The organism is Eudoraea chungangensis, assembly GCF_029360665.1.
GTDB lineage: Bacteria > Bacteroidota > Bacteroidia > Flavobacteriales > Flavobacteriaceae > Eudoraea > Eudoraea chungangensis.
The window spans coordinates 679,627-696,506 of sequence record NZ_JARDUB010000003.1; the positions used below are offsets into that span (position 1 = coordinate 679,627).

At 33.2% G+C, this 16,880-nt stretch carries 16 protein-coding genes; 1 reads left to right on the top strand and 15 read right to left on the bottom strand.

The window, feature by feature from the left end; translation table 11 throughout:
• Nucleotides 1-431: 431 nt before the first annotated feature.
• On the top strand, nucleotides 432-1,973 hold the full coding sequence (locus PXG98_RS09890; RefSeq protein ID WP_276390706.1) for an FG-GAP repeat domain-containing protein: 1,542 nt from the start codon (nucleotides 432-434) through the stop codon (nucleotides 1,971-1,973).
• Nucleotides 1,974-2,519: 546 nt separating this feature from the next.
• On the opposite strand, the gene PXG98_RS09895 is transcribed toward PXG98_RS09890, so the two are convergent.
• From PXG98_RS09895 to PXG98_RS09965, 15 genes are all read right to left on the bottom strand, one after another.
• Nucleotides 2,520-3,302: a DUF6090 family protein gene (locus tag PXG98_RS09895; RefSeq protein ID WP_276390707.1), complete on the bottom strand. Its 783-nt coding sequence runs from the start codon at nucleotides 3,300-3,302 to the stop codon at nucleotides 2,520-2,522.
• Nucleotides 3,303-3,469: 167 nt separating this feature from the next.
• Nucleotides 3,470-4,345 (bottom strand): nuclear transport factor 2 family protein, encoded by an 876-nt coding sequence (locus tag PXG98_RS09900; protein ID WP_276390709.1) that lies wholly within the window; start codon nucleotides 4,343-4,345, stop codon nucleotides 3,470-3,472.
• Nucleotides 4,346-4,437: 92 nt separating this feature from the next.
• Nucleotides 4,438-5,316, bottom strand: a complete 879-nt coding sequence (locus PXG98_RS09905; RefSeq protein WP_276390711.1) for a helix-turn-helix domain-containing protein — start codon at nucleotides 5,314-5,316, stop codon at nucleotides 4,438-4,440.
• A 332-nt stretch (nucleotides 5,317-5,648) separates the two neighbouring features.
• Nucleotides 5,649-5,984 carry a hypothetical protein gene (locus tag PXG98_RS09910; protein ID WP_276390712.1) on the bottom strand — a complete coding sequence of 112 codons (336 nt, stop codon included), beginning with the start codon at nucleotides 5,982-5,984 and terminating at the stop codon, nucleotides 5,649-5,651.
• 160 nt (nucleotides 5,985-6,144) lie between these two features.
• On the bottom strand, nucleotides 6,145-7,872 hold the full coding sequence (locus tag PXG98_RS09915; RefSeq protein ID WP_276390713.1) for an amidohydrolase: 1,728 nt from the start codon (nucleotides 7,870-7,872) through the stop codon (nucleotides 6,145-6,147).
• Nucleotides 7,873-8,100: 228 nt separating this feature from the next.
• Nucleotides 8,101-8,607 (bottom strand): hypothetical protein, encoded by a 507-nt coding sequence (locus PXG98_RS09920; RefSeq protein WP_276390714.1) that lies wholly within the window; start codon nucleotides 8,605-8,607, stop codon nucleotides 8,101-8,103.
• A gap of 120 nt (nucleotides 8,608-8,727) precedes the next feature.
• Entirely contained in the window at nucleotides 8,728-9,453 is a 726-nt protein-coding gene (locus tag PXG98_RS09925) for a DNA alkylation repair protein (protein ID WP_276390716.1), read from the bottom strand.
• The gene (locus PXG98_RS09930; protein ID WP_276390718.1) at nucleotides 9,454-9,777 is read right to left on the bottom strand and encodes a hypothetical protein; all 324 of its coding nucleotides are present in this window, start codon (nucleotides 9,775-9,777) and stop codon (nucleotides 9,454-9,456) included.
• 926 nt (nucleotides 9,778-10,703) lie between these two features.
• The gene (locus PXG98_RS09935; RefSeq protein WP_276390720.1) at nucleotides 10,704-11,069 is read right to left on the bottom strand and encodes a hypothetical protein; all 366 of its coding nucleotides are present in this window, start codon (nucleotides 11,067-11,069) and stop codon (nucleotides 10,704-10,706) included.
• Between the two features lie 298 nt (nucleotides 11,070-11,367).
• Nucleotides 11,368-12,012, bottom strand: coding sequence for a class I SAM-dependent methyltransferase (locus PXG98_RS09940; RefSeq protein ID WP_276390721.1), 645 nt, complete (start codon nucleotides 12,010-12,012; stop codon nucleotides 11,368-11,370).
• A 200-nt stretch (nucleotides 12,013-12,212) separates the two neighbouring features.
• Entirely contained in the window at nucleotides 12,213-12,662 is a 450-nt protein-coding gene (locus PXG98_RS09945) for a nuclear transport factor 2 family protein (RefSeq protein ID WP_276390723.1), read from the bottom strand.
• A 194-nt stretch (nucleotides 12,663-12,856) separates the two neighbouring features.
• Entirely contained in the window at nucleotides 12,857-13,501 is a 645-nt protein-coding gene (locus tag PXG98_RS09950) for an amidohydrolase family protein (RefSeq protein WP_276390725.1), read from the bottom strand.
• Nucleotides 13,502-13,765: 264 nt separating this feature from the next.
• On the bottom strand, nucleotides 13,766-14,224 hold the full coding sequence (locus PXG98_RS09955) for a GyrI-like domain-containing protein (RefSeq protein ID WP_276390795.1): 459 nt from the start codon (nucleotides 14,222-14,224) through the stop codon (nucleotides 13,766-13,768).
• Between the two features lie 220 nt (nucleotides 14,225-14,444).
• Nucleotides 14,445-15,170, bottom strand: a complete 726-nt coding sequence (locus tag PXG98_RS09960; RefSeq protein WP_276390727.1) for a sulfotransferase family protein — start codon at nucleotides 15,168-15,170, stop codon at nucleotides 14,445-14,447.
• 123 nt (nucleotides 15,171-15,293) lie between these two features.
• A complete protein-coding gene (locus tag PXG98_RS09965; protein WP_276390729.1) occupies nucleotides 15,294-16,877 on the bottom strand; it encodes an amidohydrolase family protein in 1,584 nt (527 codons plus the stop codon).
• Nucleotides 16,878-16,880: the final 3 nt, after the last annotated feature.

Here is a 16,880-nt window from a genome sequence, read left to right on the forward strand (position 1 = left end):
ATATTTCTAATTAATTAAGCAATTCAAGACTTAAAAATAATGTCTAACTTTTTGGTAGTAAGCCTAATGATTATTTCGTAAGAAATAATACTGATGATTATCTTATTATTTTCGATAATTTCAAAGAATATGAAAAGTTAGCATTTTTTAATGAATTTCAAATCAAAATGCTAATAATATGACTATTAGACATCTTCAGTTTACTGCTTTGTAAATGAAACATAAAAGCCATAAAAAGGTAGTAAAAGAATTTAGGTTACTCAAGGTTTGCCTAAGTCTAAACAAAATATTATCATAAATTAGTACTTCAAAAATAATATTTAATGCAGTTAAAGCAGATGCTATTAAACAATTGTTTTTGATATTGTAAAAAACCTGTAAGTAATAAGAAAATAAATAACAGTGACTATGAATTTTAAATATAAATTATTTTGAAAAAGGGTTTAAAAATTGTTTTTATTCTATTTATCATAGTATGTTTTAGTTGTAAATCAGACACTACAAAACCTTCTGTAACCAAAGAGGTTATTAAAACTGATGGTGAAGTATTGGCTAAAAGACATTGTGTGCGTTGTCATTCTTTTCCAGAACCTACTGTTATGCCTAAGCGCTATTGGAAAGAAGTGCTTCCATTTATGGGATTCCATTTAGGAAAGGCACCTAAAGGAAAAACGCTAAGTGATTTTAGAAATGAGGTGGCAAAAAAACGTCTAGATCAATCCGGATTATTTCCTTCAGAAGCCATGATTTCTGATAATGAATGGCAAGCTATCATTGATTTTTATGACAAAAATTCCCCAGAAAATCTTCCCGTTGAACAAAAGCTATCGCTATATCCTGAAACTAGTGTTTTTGAATATGAAGTCTTACCATGGAAAACTTTTGGGGGCGGGCTTACATATCTTAATTTCAGTAACAATATTTATCAAGTAGGATTTAATACAGACAAAGGAGCTTCGTACTATGCTAAAATCCAAAAATCGGGTGCCCCACTAAAAAGCTATCAAATTAATTATCCGTTAGTTGATGTTGCATCTATAGATGGGGTGGAATTTTTGCTAAGTATGGGTCGTATTTTCAATATAGATGAACCTACAGGAAGCATATCTGTACTCCAGGATAGTCTAAAACCTTTTATAGAAGACTTGCAAAGACCTGTAGATTTTATTTTAGATGATTTAGACAGAGATGGGATTGTTGATGTTTTGGTTTCTGAGTTTGGCAAATACCTTGGAGGAATAAATATTTATTCTAATAAAGGACAGTTTGGAAAAACTAATCTACATCCAAAATCAGGAGCAATTAATTTTGTACTAAGAGACATTAATAATGATGGTTTGAAAGATTTTTATGTGCTAGTTGCGCAAGAAGACGAAAGTATTTATCTTTTTATTAATAAAGGTGATTTTAAATTTGAAAAGCATCAATTATTATCGTTACCGTCTTATTATGGAACAACGCATTTTGAATTATTAGATTTTGATAACGATGGTGATGAAGATATTATTTGCTCTAGTGGTGATAGTGATGATTTCACTAGTGCACTAAAACCATATCATGGTATTAGGATTTTCGAAAACTTAGGAAACCATAAATACAATCAGGCATGGTTTCATAAACAAGAAGGGGCTTACGGAACAGCTTGTGCTGATTATGACAATGATGGTGACATAGACATAGCATCAATAGGATACTATGCGTCACTTAAGAATAAAGGTAAAGAAGCATTTCTTTATTTTGAAAACATAAGTCCATCTAAAAATAAGTTAGAATTTAAAGCGTATTCTCCATTGGAAAGTAAGGATAACTGCTTCATGCTTATAAAATCTAAAGACATTGATAATGATGGTGACTTGGATATAATATTAGGAAGTAATTCTCGTATTTTCTCTGGAAAAAGAAAAGGTTCAATAAATGATAATTGGCAGAAAAACGGTGGTATAATCACTATTCTGAGAAATACTACAAAATAAACTAAGGTGTTTTCTTTTTATGATTTTAGCCTATAAATTATTCTTATTCGTTTAAGGCCCGATTAAATATGGCGCCAGTTTTATTTTATAATTGTAATACTTACAATTCCTCTACACAAATATCAATGGCGAAGCATATTAATCTGGATGTGGATATAAAAATCCAGATTGGGACATTTTAATTTTTGAGATTAGGATTGGCTCAGTTCTTCAATGTCAATTATTCGACCTTCAAAAGAATTCTTTGTCAGTCTGTCTATATAAACCGTTATTTGAACACCAATCAAAAGAGTTAAGTTTAATATGATTAATAGAATGTAGCACATGCTATTTCAAATGCACGCAACAGTCTCGGCTATCATACGGTTGCAATTGTCAGCACAGTATGGCAGCTCTCCCATACACTGCCTGCTTCTAATCGATAGCGAAGCGAGCTGCCGGCGGCAAACGTTCATACCTTGACTATTGATTAAATGTAGCTAATAACCTCCGGCTTAGCGAATCAGTAGCAATATTCTATTACCATTGTTGTGCTTTCGTTTTTTATTATTTGATTTCAAAATCTATCATTTGAATGACTTCTTTGGCTTTTTCAATTAACATCTCAGTCTCTTGATTGGTGATTATACAAGTTGTAGCCCTTCTGTTCAGTACGTTTAAAAACTCCATATCAGCCAGAAGTGCCGAATAATCACTTGTCACAAATGGAGCATCTGGCAGTGTTTCTATAGTAACCTTTTCAAAACGTGCCCTTGGAAAAGTAAAAACTTTAACCAGATCATTCCATGAAACATATTTCCCCAGCATATCTAAGTATCTTCCTTTATACAATTCATCTTGATTTACTTCATCTTCAATCATATCGGCCACATCACCAGGCCATTCAATTAAAATTTCTTTAAGGGCGATATTCGAAATCAAATTTATTTTACCTGACGTTAACAAGACATTTAATGATCCAGACTTGTTGTTAAAAGTTGGACCAGATAAAGTTTTGCTGAACAGACTGTCTAAATGGGTTTGAGAGTATTCATCAACAGTCTCTGGCGATAGCTTGAAAATTTCAGTTGCTGCCAAAATCAAATCACGTCTTATGAGATTTAATGTTTCAAATTCTTCGACAGAATTTTTAAAATCTTGTTTCAGGCTCCTTAATATTTTTTTCTCCTCTATTCTGTCCAATCTTTTTTGATTCCAACTGTTAACCTGTAGTGCAAGTAAAATGCCTATCATGACTAAAATAATTTCGCCAAAAGCATACTTTAAATACTTCCCAGTTTTTCCTTCTGAAAGTAGATTTTGTCTAATTTTTCTAAAGAATTTTATCATTAGTTAGTGGTTTGTCATAATGAAGCACAACGGTCTTCTATAGGAGTACTAGCGGATTAATTACACTAGTTATTCTTGTTACAAGATACTAATTTAATGTAAAAACGGTTCGAGTTTACACCCGAACCGCTACTGCTTTTATACCTTGTTGTAGGTACTATTTTTTCCTAAAAGTTGAATTTCCCGTTATGGTTTTTATGTTCAGTAGCTGGTGCAATCGTCTCCATTACATCCCAATGTTCAGCAATTTTTCCATTTTCAATTCTGAACAAATCATAAAAAGAAGTATGTTTTCCTGCAAACTGCCCTTCACTAACAGCAAGTACAAAATTACCTTCTCCTAATACGATATGATTTTTTTCATAAACCATTGTAATTCCATTTTTTGCCATTTCTTCAAGAGCCTTACCTAAACCAGATAGTCCATCTCCAATCATTGAATTGTGTTGAATATAGTTATCTCCATCAAAGTAATTTCCCATTTTATCAAAACCGCCATTCACTAAAACAGTATTTACAAAATCTTTTACGAATTCTTTGTTTTTTTCGGTTTTATCCAAATCAGTTAAAGTAGTACTTCCATCTGTTTGCGTTCGGTTACTTGGGTTAACATCTGTAATCTCAGATAGATTGTCCCAATGCTCAACTATTAGCCCATTTTCATATCTGAATATATCAAATCCAACTTTTGGTCCGAAAAAATCATAAATAGTTTGCGAAAAGGTATAATCTCCATCTTGAAAAGAACGAACAACTTTTGCTTTAAAACCACCTTCTGGAGCATTTTGTAATACAGCTCCAAAACCTTCTAAACCATCAGCAACCCCTAGGTTGTGTTGTTTGTAGTTGGTTGGATTGATATACGCAATGGTTGATTTGTCTCCATTCTCAAGACTTTCTAGTAATGCTGCTGATTTTTCTTTGTTTGTCAATTCTGTTTTTGATTCCATTTTTTCTGTGTTTTTAGTTTTTGACTCCTTTTGGTTAGTTGCGCATGTAGCAATTAAAAGTGCTATTACAACTGTAGCTATTGTTTGTTTCATTTCTTTAATTTTTATTGAATACAAAGTTGAAACAACTCTTACGTACATGGAAGATTAAAAATGGAATAATAATGGTTAAAGTCGAACCAGTTCTATTTATATGTTGATTTAATAAATGAATTTGGGGTTAAACTCGTATGCTTCTTAAAATATTTTGAAAAATTTGTCGGGTCTTCAAAACCTAATTTATACGCTAGTTCTGTAATTTTTAGGTTTGAATTAATTAGATTTCTTTTTGCTTGTAGAATTACAAAATCGTCAATGACGGCTTTGGCTGTTTTATTAACTAATTCTTTGCAGATTGTGTTTAAGTGCTTATAGGTGATAGTTAACTCTTTAGCGTAGAAATCAGCACTTCTGCTTTTTGATAGATTGGATTCAATTAAAGATGTGAATTTTTGAAAGATTTTAATTTTTGAAGAATCTGTTATATGAAAAGTTTGACTTTTTTTTAAATCTTCGGCTTTTGAAATAAGAATTACAAATAAAGATTCAATAATTGTTTTCTGATTGAATGACTCTGTGTTATTAAATTCTTGTAGTAGAAGATTGAAATAAGTTTTGAAATCCGAATGTTTCGGAATTTGAAGAATTGGTGAAAATAATTGTGGGTTGAATAATCTAAAGACAAAATCTTTAGAAAGGTTAGAAAAGCATTTAACAAAATATTCTTCTGTGAATATAATACAAAAGCCATTTAAATTTTTTGAAAAATCAAATGCATTAACTTGCTCCTTTGTAAGATAAACTAAAGTATTTTCCTGAACAGGAAACCAATTAAAATCAATAAAATGTCTACCAAAACCACTGGTAAAAAAAATTAAATTATAGAATTTGAGTTGGTGAGGTAATTCAGGATTGTGATTGTACTTTTCTTTTTTTCTAGCAATTTTTTCAATTGGAAGAATTTCAAATCCAAAATTTTTGTTCGTAGAAGGATTAAATTGGATATGTGGAATTTCCTTTTTCATATTACCTACAACGGTCTGTGTATGAGGCTGTGCCTCCCATGGTATATATTGGTTAAGGTAGTGAAGTCTGCCGGAGCGCACAAATCTGTAGATGCCGCTGCTCTCTGAAAGTCAATTCCTCCCAAATTTTCCGCAGTTAAATTCCATCAACGCCAACCTAGCCGGTAGACCGAACGGGCAAGGTGATCCCAAGATATTCCGATAGGATAGCAACACCTGCCTTTATACATAATGTTGGTATTTCGTTTTCTTTCAGTCAGTCGTAGTCTAGTGAAGCACTAGTTATCTTTAAATTCTACGATAAGAGTTCTAAGTGTGGATTTACCAATATTCTACAATGAATGAGATATAGGATTGGTTAGTTCAATTTTCTGCGCTATTGTTGGTTGTTGTTCTTTTCTACTCCCATCTGGCCCATGCCTTAAAATCTTGGCGCCTTCCATAACATATACATACATCGGTGGGTGATTATGCATTGGCTCGATTTCACCAGGTTCTAATACATGTTCGATGATTCTTACATTGTCATTCTGATAGAGTATAGTATAGAATTCTTCAGGAAGTTCTTGGAAAGCAGAAACTGATGTTTTTGTAAACGTATTGAACCCATACATCGCTGAAAGTCCTATTAAGATTCCAATGGTAAGCGTTAGAATTTGAGATTTCATGAAATTGTGGTGATTAAGTTCTAGGCTATGAATGCTAACGCTCTCGGCTACGAACCTTCGGCTAATGACACCTAAGTTAGTAAAAAGAGCACTGCGCAGTAGAAATTCGATAGGATTTCTCGAAGAATCTTTAAACGGCTAGCCATGGATTATGGCTTTGTTAGCGACTGTTTTTATTTTTATAGAATTTACCATCAAATACTACGGAATGTACTTTAATGTCTTTAATTGATAATGGATCAATTTTTAATGGATTTTGTTCCAAAATTGTAAAATCGGCTTTTTTACCAACCTCTATAGATCCTATATTTGCCTCCTGTTTAATAGCGTAGGCAGCATCTATTGTAACGGCTTTGAGAGCTTGGTAAGGACTTATTTTTTCCTCTGGTCCTAAAGTTTGCCCACTAACGCCGAGTCTGTTTACCGCACACCACATTAGGAAGAGTGGAGACGGAGGTGCCATTGGAAAATCGGAATGTAAACTGAACCTTATACCGTTTTTGGCAAGGGTTCCGGACCTTGAAAAATAATGAGATCTACTTTCTGGGCCAACTCCATTTTTTGTAAATTTTTCTCCTAATGCACGATTATAGTATGGATTAACAGATGCAATAATTCCAAGTTTAGCCATTTTTTCAGACTGCTCTACTCTAGAAACTCCAAAGTGTTCAAATACGGTTCTGTGACTTGCTCTAGGAAAATCATTTTGTAACCGCTCTATAATGCTTAATAAGTCATCAACTCCTTGATCTCCATTAACATGAATGTGTACATCGATGTTGTTTTGCCAAAAAGGCTTCCAAAGTTCATATAAAACCTTTGGCTCAGTAATGTACTCACCTTCATGGCCATCTAAATATGGTTCAGAAAGCATCATTTGTTGGCCAAACATCCCGCCATCAATAAAGAGTTTGATTTGATCAGTTTGATAGATAATATGTTTATTATCTCTTTCAGAATTCTGAGCTATGTAGTCTAGAGTAGCGTCAAATCCTTTTTCATAAAATGTAGGACGTACGTCATAACTAAAATAGCTTCGAGCCGATGCGGTTGAAAACAATTCGTAAGTCGCATCAATTTGTTCTTTTGTTGCACCCAAAAATGCACCAGGACCATGAATCGTAGTAATTCCATTTTTAAGTAACAATTCATTGACCTGCTTTATCCCTGATTTCCATTCATTTATCGAAAATTTTGGCAACCATCGCTGATATAAAAAGTCAAGTTGTTGAAAGTTTTCAAGTACAATTCCCTTATCAAAGTCTGCTTGCGGGTCATTCATATTTTCTCTGTTGTAGCCATAAAAGTCAAGTGCAGCAGAATTGAAAATGTTTTCATGAAATGATCGATGAAAAATATTAATAGGAACAGTAGTGGATATATTATCCAAATCTTCTTTGTAGATGGTTCCATGAAAATATTGACTATATCCAAAGATTTGAAGGGCCTCGTTACTGGAAGAGAACTGATCTGTAAGTAATTGTACTTCTTTTAGAAATTCTTCCTTTCCTATGGTGGCTTTTATTTTACGGTCATTTGGTAAATCCCAATCTTCTGGAGTAACCCAGTGGAGCGGTAATAAAATAGCACCTAAGCCCATGTGTAAATGATTGTCTACAAAGCCCGGTACCATAACATTATTAGCTAAGTCTACAGACGTTGCATTGGGGTATATTTTTTTTGCTTCGGATTTGGTACCAACAAAAACAATAGTCTCATCTTGTGTAACTACAGCTTCGGTAGCACTTTGCTTAGTTTCATCCATTGTAATTATTTCTCCTCCAGAATAAATGGTGTAAGTGGATTCAGCTTTGAGGCTTCTATCATTTCGACTTGTACAACTAAGCAAAATACAAAGTCCTATAATAAGAGTTAAAGTATTTTTCATGGAATATTTAAATGTCGTGAAGGGCATAGTATAACCGTCAGTTATGGGTTAAATTAGCAATTATTTTCGGTTTATCACAGACCTTAGTACTTCCGAGTGGATTCCTACAGCCTGTCCCGATTACTCAGGATAGTCGAATCCGCCGACTAGACCGCAACTACTAACGAACTCCTTTATCAATAAGCATTAGTGGGTAAATCACGCTTATACATTGTTAGCAAAGGTTTTTTATTCATTCGCTATAAATTCTTTCACTACTAGACTTTTTTCAGATTCCATTTCGCAAGTCCAACTATCTATCCACCATCTTTCATTTTCATAATGCAGTTGAATACTGTTCAGTCCTTTAATTTTAGATTCAACGTCTGGGTCAGTTCGTATTTCAAAAGCGCTCCAAACTTGCGCAATATTTCCATATTTGCTGACTTTTCTTTTCAATTCTTTTTCATAGAAATCCTCTTTCGGTGCTAATCCTATCGGTATATATTCCGCTTCAAGAGTATGTGTGTCAGCTTCTCCATTTTCATCGAGTCGAGTTATAAAAGCATTTTTTGAATGAATGTTTTTATCTCTTTCAAATTCCCAGGGATCATCACTTGAACCAGAAACAACATCATAGTATGCAGTTATAATTGCATCTATTGACACTACATCTGCTGCATATTTGTCTGTTTTAGTTTGTCCTAGAACTGAGGTAGAAATCAATATTCCGATTATAATTACTGTGTTTTTCATATGTGGTTCAAATTTTTGCTAACGCATTGTGTATGGGGAATAGCGGATTTTACTAACTACTTGTCAGTTTTACACGGACCTTGGTTTTATGTTCATACGTTCTTTTTATTACTTAAACCGCTATTCCTCAAACACCTTGTTAGCCACTGGATTTCTATATATATTTCTAGGATAGTCCGACATTCTTAAATGTTCTTTTTGCAATTCGCTCAGTGCATTTTTTGCAATCCATTGTGCAGATTTACTCTCAAATTCCAATATTTCTTTTGTAACTTCTATTGCTCTCTCATTAAGGTCAATATTTCGTTTGCCTATATTCCTCAAAGCCCAGTTCACAGCTTTTTTGACATATAGTCTTTCGTCATTAACTTCTCGTTTGATAATTGGAAAAAATTGTTCAAATAATTCGTTCTCTGACGTTTTATCTGCCATACAATAAGAAGCCATAATTGCAAATCCAGCTCTTTTTTCAAATTCGGAATCTCTTTCAGTCCATTCCATTATTTTGTCAAGAGCAAATTTACTTTTTGAAAAGAGTCCCATACTGAAACTGTCGCAAATTTCCCAATTCTCAAAGGTCTTAACCCATTTTTCCATTAGCGGCTCAGTAACATCTTTGGGTTTAAACATTTTGCTACACAAAAGCCGTGCTTCATAAATTCCGCTATCAAATAGTTGTAGGGCAAGCTGATTATTTTGTCCAATTTCTTTTGCTATCATTTTCAACTCCTTATGGTAAATACCTAAAGAGTTATTTGATATTATTCCGAATTTTTTCTCTTTGAAAACAACCTTTTCGGCATCTTTCAAATCATAAAGAGAATCTATAATTTCATTGTAGGTCACTTATTTTTCAGAGTTTATTTCGATTGCCTGTTTTATGTAATATTCCACTGCTTTCTTATTCAATTCTCTTTGTGGCAAAACTCTTATAGCTTTTCCATTGCCTTTTAGAAGCCCTAAACTGTCTTCCATTTTTGCACCTTTTAAAAATCCAAAATCAATTCCATAAGGCATTGTTCGCATATGACAAATCCCTCCTTTTTTATTCGAATAAGTCGTAATTCTCTCTTTTTTGGTTTCTACGATTCCTTCAAAGGATAAGAGAAAATCTCTTGCTTGAAGAAATACTTCTTTGTGTTCTGACTGTAAATCTCTGTCGTATTGCATAATGATATTTTATCTTGTGGCTAACGGCAGACTAAGGTTCGTTACCGTGATTCGTCCGAAGGACAATTAAGCCGACCCTAAAGATAGCTTTTTGCGCGTGATTTTCGTTTAGGAAATCCGCGAGTTATAAATTTTGTGCTTTGTTGTAATTAGAATATTCATTGCAGCAACTCCACTTTATTTTTAGATTCTTATTTGGTAAGCTAGAAATAAACAACCTAATATGATAGCTATGTTTATACAAGCTCTTATTATCCATGGAAATTTTGAGTAATCAAGTTTCGCATAGGTACTTAAAATCACACCAAGGCCCATAAATAAAAACCATGGAGTTAGGAATAGGATAAATTTCCATTTTAGTAACATGATAGCCAGGTCATGGATAAATCCACAGACGACAAAAGTGATTATCAGTGATAATGCATTGGGTAAGATGAGTTTAAGCGGTTTAAATATATATTTTCCCAGATAGAATCCCCAGATTGGATTCCAGTATTGCCAAAATATCGAAAACTTTCCCGCTCCCAGAGAACGGCTCAACATATTACGAAGTGAATCGCTGTTACCCAAAGGCACACCATTTCTTCTTTTTACGTAATCAGATAAATTCAAATGAACAGGTTATATATTCTGTGCTTTAATTAATTACAACGGTCTCGTCTCGGCTATAATTAGTACGGGAATAAAAGGGCAGTTTTGTTTCTGCTTAGTCGGTTAGCCGAATCTTTTTGTCTGTTTTTATTTTTTCTGTTTAAAAGTCAGATCCAAAAGTTTTTGCGGATTTTATAAATATATCCAAACTTTGGGTTGAGCGCAACAGCCCATATTAATTGTAGTCATTGTTGTAGTGCGTTTTAATTCTTGTAAGTTCTTTCTAGTTAATTATTTATGATACATATCAATTAGAATAAAAAAAATTGATTTTATTAATTAACGGGTAATATAATAACGGAATCAACATAATTGAGCAATTTAGTTATACCTTCATTTTCTACACTTCTATAATCTATAGGTGTAGGGTGTCCATAAACTGTTAGACTAGATGTTGAACTATCCTCCGCAAATGGTCTAGGCGTATAATTATAAGAGCTTATTTCCATACTCATCCTAACAATTGAATCTAGTATTTCTTTTGAGGCTTTAGCTGGATAATCTCGTTTATAAACACCCCCTTTTCTCAAAATTATTCCATTACCAAAAACAGTTAATTCATAATTGTATTGAGGATTAGCAATGTTATGTCTATTCACACTCATTGCAAAAATTAGTTCATCATCTTTATATTTTTTCATGTTTTCTGTGTTTGAATTGATAGTAGCGCAACTGCTCAAAGTAACGACAAAAATAAATGTGTAATAGATTGTATACATATTTAGGAATTTCCTCATATTTTCAATTTAAGCTTCTTTTCGGTTTAGCATTCATTTTTTTATTCGTATTTCTCCTATGCACTACAACGTTTCGGCTATGATTCCGTTGTCGAAAATTCCGCAGGAATTGTCCCCTTTAGGAATCATGCATTTAAAAGTAATGTTTTATATTTAGAAGAAAGCAGGAATGGATTGTACCCACTATTAGTAGCAGTTACTTTTATTTTTTTGCTTTAAAGCAAGCATAATTGTTAGATGTTGTCGGATTGTCAACGGACTTTTCAAATTCTTCAATACACCAGGGGTCTCGGAATCCAGCTATGCGAAGTAGTTTCAAGTGTTCACTTGGTTTTATACGTCCTCCCTCGTATTCATAGTCAGATTCCTCTGGTTTAATGAAATCACCATTTAATAAGAGTCCTCCAACGGGCAATATTTCATACGCTGTTCTATAGACATTTAATATATTCTTCTTTTCAAATAAATCATGCAATGCCCATGTTGACACAATCACTTTTGGAGCCATTTTTATTTTCTTATTCCAAGCCTCATTTATTAAATCGGCCTGAATAAAATCAATTCTATCATTGTATACTTCAGTTCTTTTCTTAGCTATTCCCAACATTGATTTGGAAAAGTCCAAACCTTCATAGGTAATTTGAGGTAGTCTATTCAGTAAATAACTTGCTAAAAAGCCAGGTCCTATTCCCAATTCAAGTACTGGCACCTGTTTGCTGTCATCATCTTCTATTTGTTTTAAAATTGTTTCAAATAGTCTGATTCTGTGCTGAGTGGGCTTGAATTTTTCTGTCCAATCTCTTGAAAAATCGGTATTATGAAATTTATGCAAGGCTTGTATTTTCATACTTAATTAAATTACTCACAACAGTATAGTATAACTGTCAGTTACTGAGTATAAAGTTACATTTTATTCCGATGAACGTGAAGTTTGTAAGAAATTAAATTCGCTTAACCATCTAGTTACAAAGAAATTACGGTTATACATTGTTGTAAAACGTAGTTTTAAACATGGATAATCTCTCTTTGGTTAAATTTTTAATAAATTCAGTTTTGAATATATTTCACAGGTTGCCAAGCGGCTAATAACCAGTTTTCATTTACTTTCCGCTGAACTTCCAAAAATCTAGTTGTGAATGTCATCTCTTCATTTTTATAGATGACTTTAACATCAATGAACCCAGTTAGGACGGCAGTATTTTCATAAATACGAACGTTTACCTCTCTTGGAATAAATGATAAATAATCTATTCTTTTAGTCTTTACAGTTTTAATAAATCCAGTTTTTGTTTCAGTCGAACCCTTTGTATGTCCATAAGTTAGATCGTCAGCAAGTAAGCTTTCAAGTTTCACAATATCAGCGTCAATCATAGCAGAAAATCTATCAGATTGCTGTTTAAGAATTTGCTGTTCCGAAAGAACAGTCTCATCATTCTGTGCTATAGTAAATTGGCTTGTAATCAGTAATAATAATCCAAATAGTTTTAATAATTTCATTATTCAGGATGGGCATTTAGTAGGGTTCTTGTTTTGAGCTATGTTTTACAACGTCTAACTAAGCTCTGTCGGCTTAGTTTTTCTAATATCTCAAAAGTATTTATTCTCATTGCTCTGTGCAAGCAACTCTGTAAGCCGATGGAGCTTAATGCTTTTTAGCGGCTGAATTCACCTCCAAACTTTTCTTTGTCAGGTTAGTTTCTTTTTATCATGTTCCAAATGAACTTACAGGTAATGCCGAAACTTTTTGCCTGGTTTTTTACGAACAACTTCATTTGTTCTAAGTCCGCACTATTGTATAGTCTGCCATTATAATGTACTCGCCTAATAGTTTGAGTATGTTCAATATTTACCAATGGATCTTTATCAAGCATAATGAAATCGGCTATTTTCCCTGCCTCAATACTTCCGTAATCGTTGTTGATGTTATAATATTCAACAGGGTATAAAGTCGCCGTTTTCAGAGCTTCTGCGTTGCTCAAACCTGCCTTCACCATTTCCTGTAACTCTTCGTGAATACTTATGCCATAATATACATTGCGATCAAGTGCGTCAGTTCCTGCTAATACCTTTACTCCATTTTGTTGAGCCAATTCTGTAATTTCCAGTAAATCGGCGGAAGCTTCGTACGCTACCATAAAATTGCTAGAAGCATCATTAACATTTTTAATATTAGTTTGAAAGTCTATTTGAAGATTTTTTAAAATGGCTTGTTCTCGAATTCTATCTTTTCTATATTCATTCCAATTATTAATTTGTAATGCAATTAAAATCCCAATTACAACAAGAATAATTTCACCAATTGCATATTTCAGATACTTTCCAGTTTTGTTTTCCATTAGTAAGTTTTGTCTAATTTTCCGGTAGAATTTTATCATTGGTTAATGGTTGATTATAATTAAGCACAACGGTTTGTGTTTGAGCAGTAAGGGAGCAAACTAGCTATTACTTTCCTTTTTGGCACTTAGCCAAAGCTTTTTGTTTTGATTTATTTTTTTATTTAATGCCAAATCCAAAAGATTTGGCGGTGTTCATTGATATTCCGGGTTTATACCTTAATCAGTCAAACCCGTATTGTGTATAGTTTTTGTTATATGGTGTTTTTATTCCGTCGCAATAAACACGTCAACTTCTGAATCTGTTCCGTTTTGCGATTTCGCTCCGTAAACCTCAAAGTCTGCCGTATACCTACGTTTTAGTTTTTTATCTTCTTTCCAGACTTTTTTCCACACGTCCACAATTGCGTCTGGTATTTCTCCCTTTGCCACGAGCTTGATATATTTTCCACCCTTAAATTCTCGTCCGATAAGTCCATCTGGAATTTCATCCAAAGATTTTACTTTCTGTCCGATTATGGCTCTGATTTTTCCAGTATAATCAGTTTCATAGTCAGTATAAATAGAATAAATTTCTTCAGATACTTTATTGGGTATTTTCTCCGAAATTCCATCTGAGTAGAATTGTCCCCAAAGTTTGCCCATATCCTCAACTGATTGTCCGCCTTCGTTAGTTGTTTCGATTGTAATTCCTATTATTTTGAATTCCGCCAAATTCTGTTCCATATATTTCTTATGATTTTTACACGACAAAAAGATGGTCAATATTACTAAAATGGTTATCGCTTGTTTCATTTTTTCAAATGCCATATAACAGTAAGGCTATTATTTCGGCTTGGAAATTCGTGAAGAATTTTCAAGTATCGAAATCGAGCCGGTTAAAAGTAAGAAAATTCGGAGTGTATCAGAGGACAAGCTAAATTATAGCCGTTGTTGTACCACGTTTTTATACTATTCGCCAAATTAAATAAATTACAAATAGGACTATTATTACAATTGCAGCTCTAGTAATTATAGACATTAGTCGTATCATTTTTTTCATTTCTTCCTTGTCGTTGACCTTTGGGAAGTCAGTTTTTGGTACTTCTAATCCTAAGAATTTACATAATGGTTCCCATCCTTGATTAACTGAATAAACTAATAACTTTTCAGATGGGACAAGATTAGTTACTTCATTTATGTGTTCATTGTAGCGGTTTATAGCGCGCTGTTTGTTATCCATTGTTCCTTTAAGGAATCGCCCCCAAATTAACTTTGAAGTCATTTTTGTCATCTTCCTTAATGGAGGAATGAAAGATGATAGTAATTTGCTTTCCCACATTTTAGACATTCCATAAATTGTATCGACAGTACTTTTATACCAAGCTTCAGGTCCACCAGGATGCAGGGTTAATAAAACTTTAGCATCAGGATTTGCTTCCATCAACTCTTTCCAAACACAGCTACTTGGGTAGTCTATGGTTGCTGAATAATTTTGAAATACTTTATTCCATTCATGTGGTGCATTTTCAGACGTTTCGGCTACTTTAACCCAGAAGTCTAAGTGTTCCTCGTTGGCTTTTTTTGTTATCTCTTTCATATGATAACAAGAGTAGCCAAGCTCATTCAAAGCATGTTGAGTAGATAATGTTCCTGTTCTTCCAAATCCAGCTCCAATGATTTTTAAACTCATTTATCTCAATTTAATGTGCTACAACGGCTAGGATATGAAAAGTAGCGCAGTTTAAGCACTAACTATTCAGGTTATAACTGACCGTTATTTTATATTTTCACTTTCTTGTATGTGCTTAAAGCACTATTTTTTATATACGTTGTTAGTGGCTGATAATTCCTCCCTCGGAATAAATTTTCCACCAATGATTACCGTTTCAATGTCATTATAAGCATTTATGTATTTCAGGGGATTAGATTTTAAAATAAGTAAATTGGCCTTTTTTCCCTTTTCTACTCCTCCATATAATATTTCTAAGTGGAACGCTTTTGCATTATTGTAAGTGGTGGATCTAAAAATTTTTTCTAAAGAAATTCCGGCATCAAACATGTGTTTCATTTCAAGAAAACCATTGTATCCAGGAGGGTTTGTAAACATATTCATTGCTGGTGTATCTGAACCGAAAATAAAATTAGCATTTTTTTCAGACAGATATTTCGCAACAGTATTCAATCTAGAATTGTATAATTCATAAACAGCTAACCACATTTCAACATCTTCAGAATGATTACTTCTCATAGCATTGTAAAAAGTGGGGTTCGTTCTTTTTAAATAAGCACCACGTCCTAAAATTTTATTTCTACCCCAATTACCTTCATTAGTTTTTAGTAAATTCAAAACGGTTCCCGGAAACACATGAGATAAATTTTTATCGGAACTAAGTGTCCCCTTAATCAAGTCTTCTTCACCAGTAATAGTTCTAAAAGTTAATTGATAAGCTATTTGTTTTTGAGCTATTTCCGAAAGTACATCCTTGTGCTGTTGTGTTAGTTCTAAATTATTAAACTCCTCTGCAAAATTGGTAGTCCAATTCCACATTCCATGTGCAAACACCTCAACACCAGTTTCTAAGCCCACCTGATGACCCTCTATCGAAGGAGCATGAATAAGGACTGGCAAGTTTTGTTTTTTTGCTTCAAAGACTAAATCTTTTATAATATTCGTACTTGGTTTAGCCCAACTTACTATTAGACCTGATGCTTCATCTTCATAAACTATTTTTACACCAACACCCTCCTGTTTAATAATTCTTGAGAGAATCATTTCTGGAGTATGTTTTGAAAGATCCATACTGTCTGGAAAAGATATTTCTTTATTGTATTTATCATACAAAAATTGCGATTGATAACGACTTTCAAGGGAAGATTCTTCCATCTCCATTTCAAAATCATTCATTACCTGTACCTGATTAGCACAAGTGTAAATATCTGGATGGAGAGGGCTGTTTTTAATTTTAGATACCAATCCAGGATTATAATTATTCACATCTACGAGGGTGGTAAATCCATGGTATAAATAACTTTTAGGTAATTGCTTAAAGTAGTTCTCTACTAATTTTGGATATTTTTTTTTGAGTTCCTCGTTAAATCCTGCTGTGTTAGCGAGGTGAACATGCGAATCCATCAAACCCGTTATAATAAACTTACCTTCTCCATTTTTTTCTTTAAAATTTCCAGACAATAATGGTTTTTTCTTATTTGCATATACAATCTTTTCTCCATCAATTACCACAAAACCTAATAAACTGTCTACTTTTTCATTGTTGGCAGATATAATAGTTATATCATTAATTATCGTGCCTTGCCTAACTTTTATTTCTATAATTTCTTCATGCTTGCATGAATTGAATAACAAGGCTAGAACTATTATTAAAATATATTTTTTCATAAA

Bases quoted from the DNA above. Each gene is read 5' to 3' on its own strand.
- PXG98_RS09895 (WP_276390707.1), bottom strand. From the start codon at position 3,302: ATGATAAAATTCTTTAGAAAAATTAGACAAAATCTACTTTCAGAAGGA.
- PXG98_RS09900 (WP_276390709.1), bottom strand. From the start codon at position 4,345: ATGAAACAAACAATAGCTACAGTTGTAATAGCACTTTTAATTGCTACA.
- PXG98_RS09905 (WP_276390711.1), bottom strand. From the start codon at position 5,316: ATGAAAAAGGAAATTCCACATATCCAATTTAATCCTTCTACGAACAAA.
- PXG98_RS09910 (WP_276390712.1), bottom strand. From the start codon at position 5,984: ATGAAATCTCAAATTCTAACGCTTACCATTGGAATCTTAATAGGACTT.
- PXG98_RS09915 (WP_276390713.1), bottom strand. From the start codon at position 7,872: ATGAAAAATACTTTAACTCTTATTATAGGACTTTGTATTTTGCTTAGT.
- PXG98_RS09920 (WP_276390714.1), bottom strand. From the start codon at position 8,607: ATGAAAAACACAGTAATTATAATCGGAATATTGATTTCTACCTCAGTT.
- PXG98_RS09930 (WP_276390718.1), bottom strand. From the start codon at position 9,777: ATGCAATACGACAGAGATTTACAGTCAGAACACAAAGAAGTATTTCTT.
- PXG98_RS09935 (WP_276390720.1), bottom strand. From the start codon at position 11,069: ATGAAAAAATATAAAGATGATGAACTAATTTTTGCAATGAGTGTGAAT.
- PXG98_RS09940 (WP_276390721.1), bottom strand. From the start codon at position 12,012: ATGAAAATACAAGCCTTGCATAAATTTCATAATACCGATTTTTCAAGA.
- PXG98_RS09945 (WP_276390723.1), bottom strand. From the start codon at position 12,662: ATGAAATTATTAAAACTATTTGGATTATTATTACTGATTACAAGCCAA.
- PXG98_RS09950 (WP_276390725.1), bottom strand. From the start codon at position 13,501: ATGGAAAACAAAACTGGAAAGTATCTGAAATATGCAATTGGTGAAATT.
- PXG98_RS09955 (WP_276390795.1), bottom strand. From the start codon at position 14,224: ATGGAACAGAATTTGGCGGAATTCAAAATAATAGGAATTACAATCGAA.
- PXG98_RS09960 (WP_276390727.1), bottom strand. From the start codon at position 15,170: ATGAGTTTAAAAATCATTGGAGCTGGATTTGGAAGAACAGGAACATTA.
- PXG98_RS09965 (WP_276390729.1), bottom strand. From the start codon at position 16,877: ATGAAAAAATATATTTTAATAATAGTTCTAGCCTTGTTATTCAATTCA.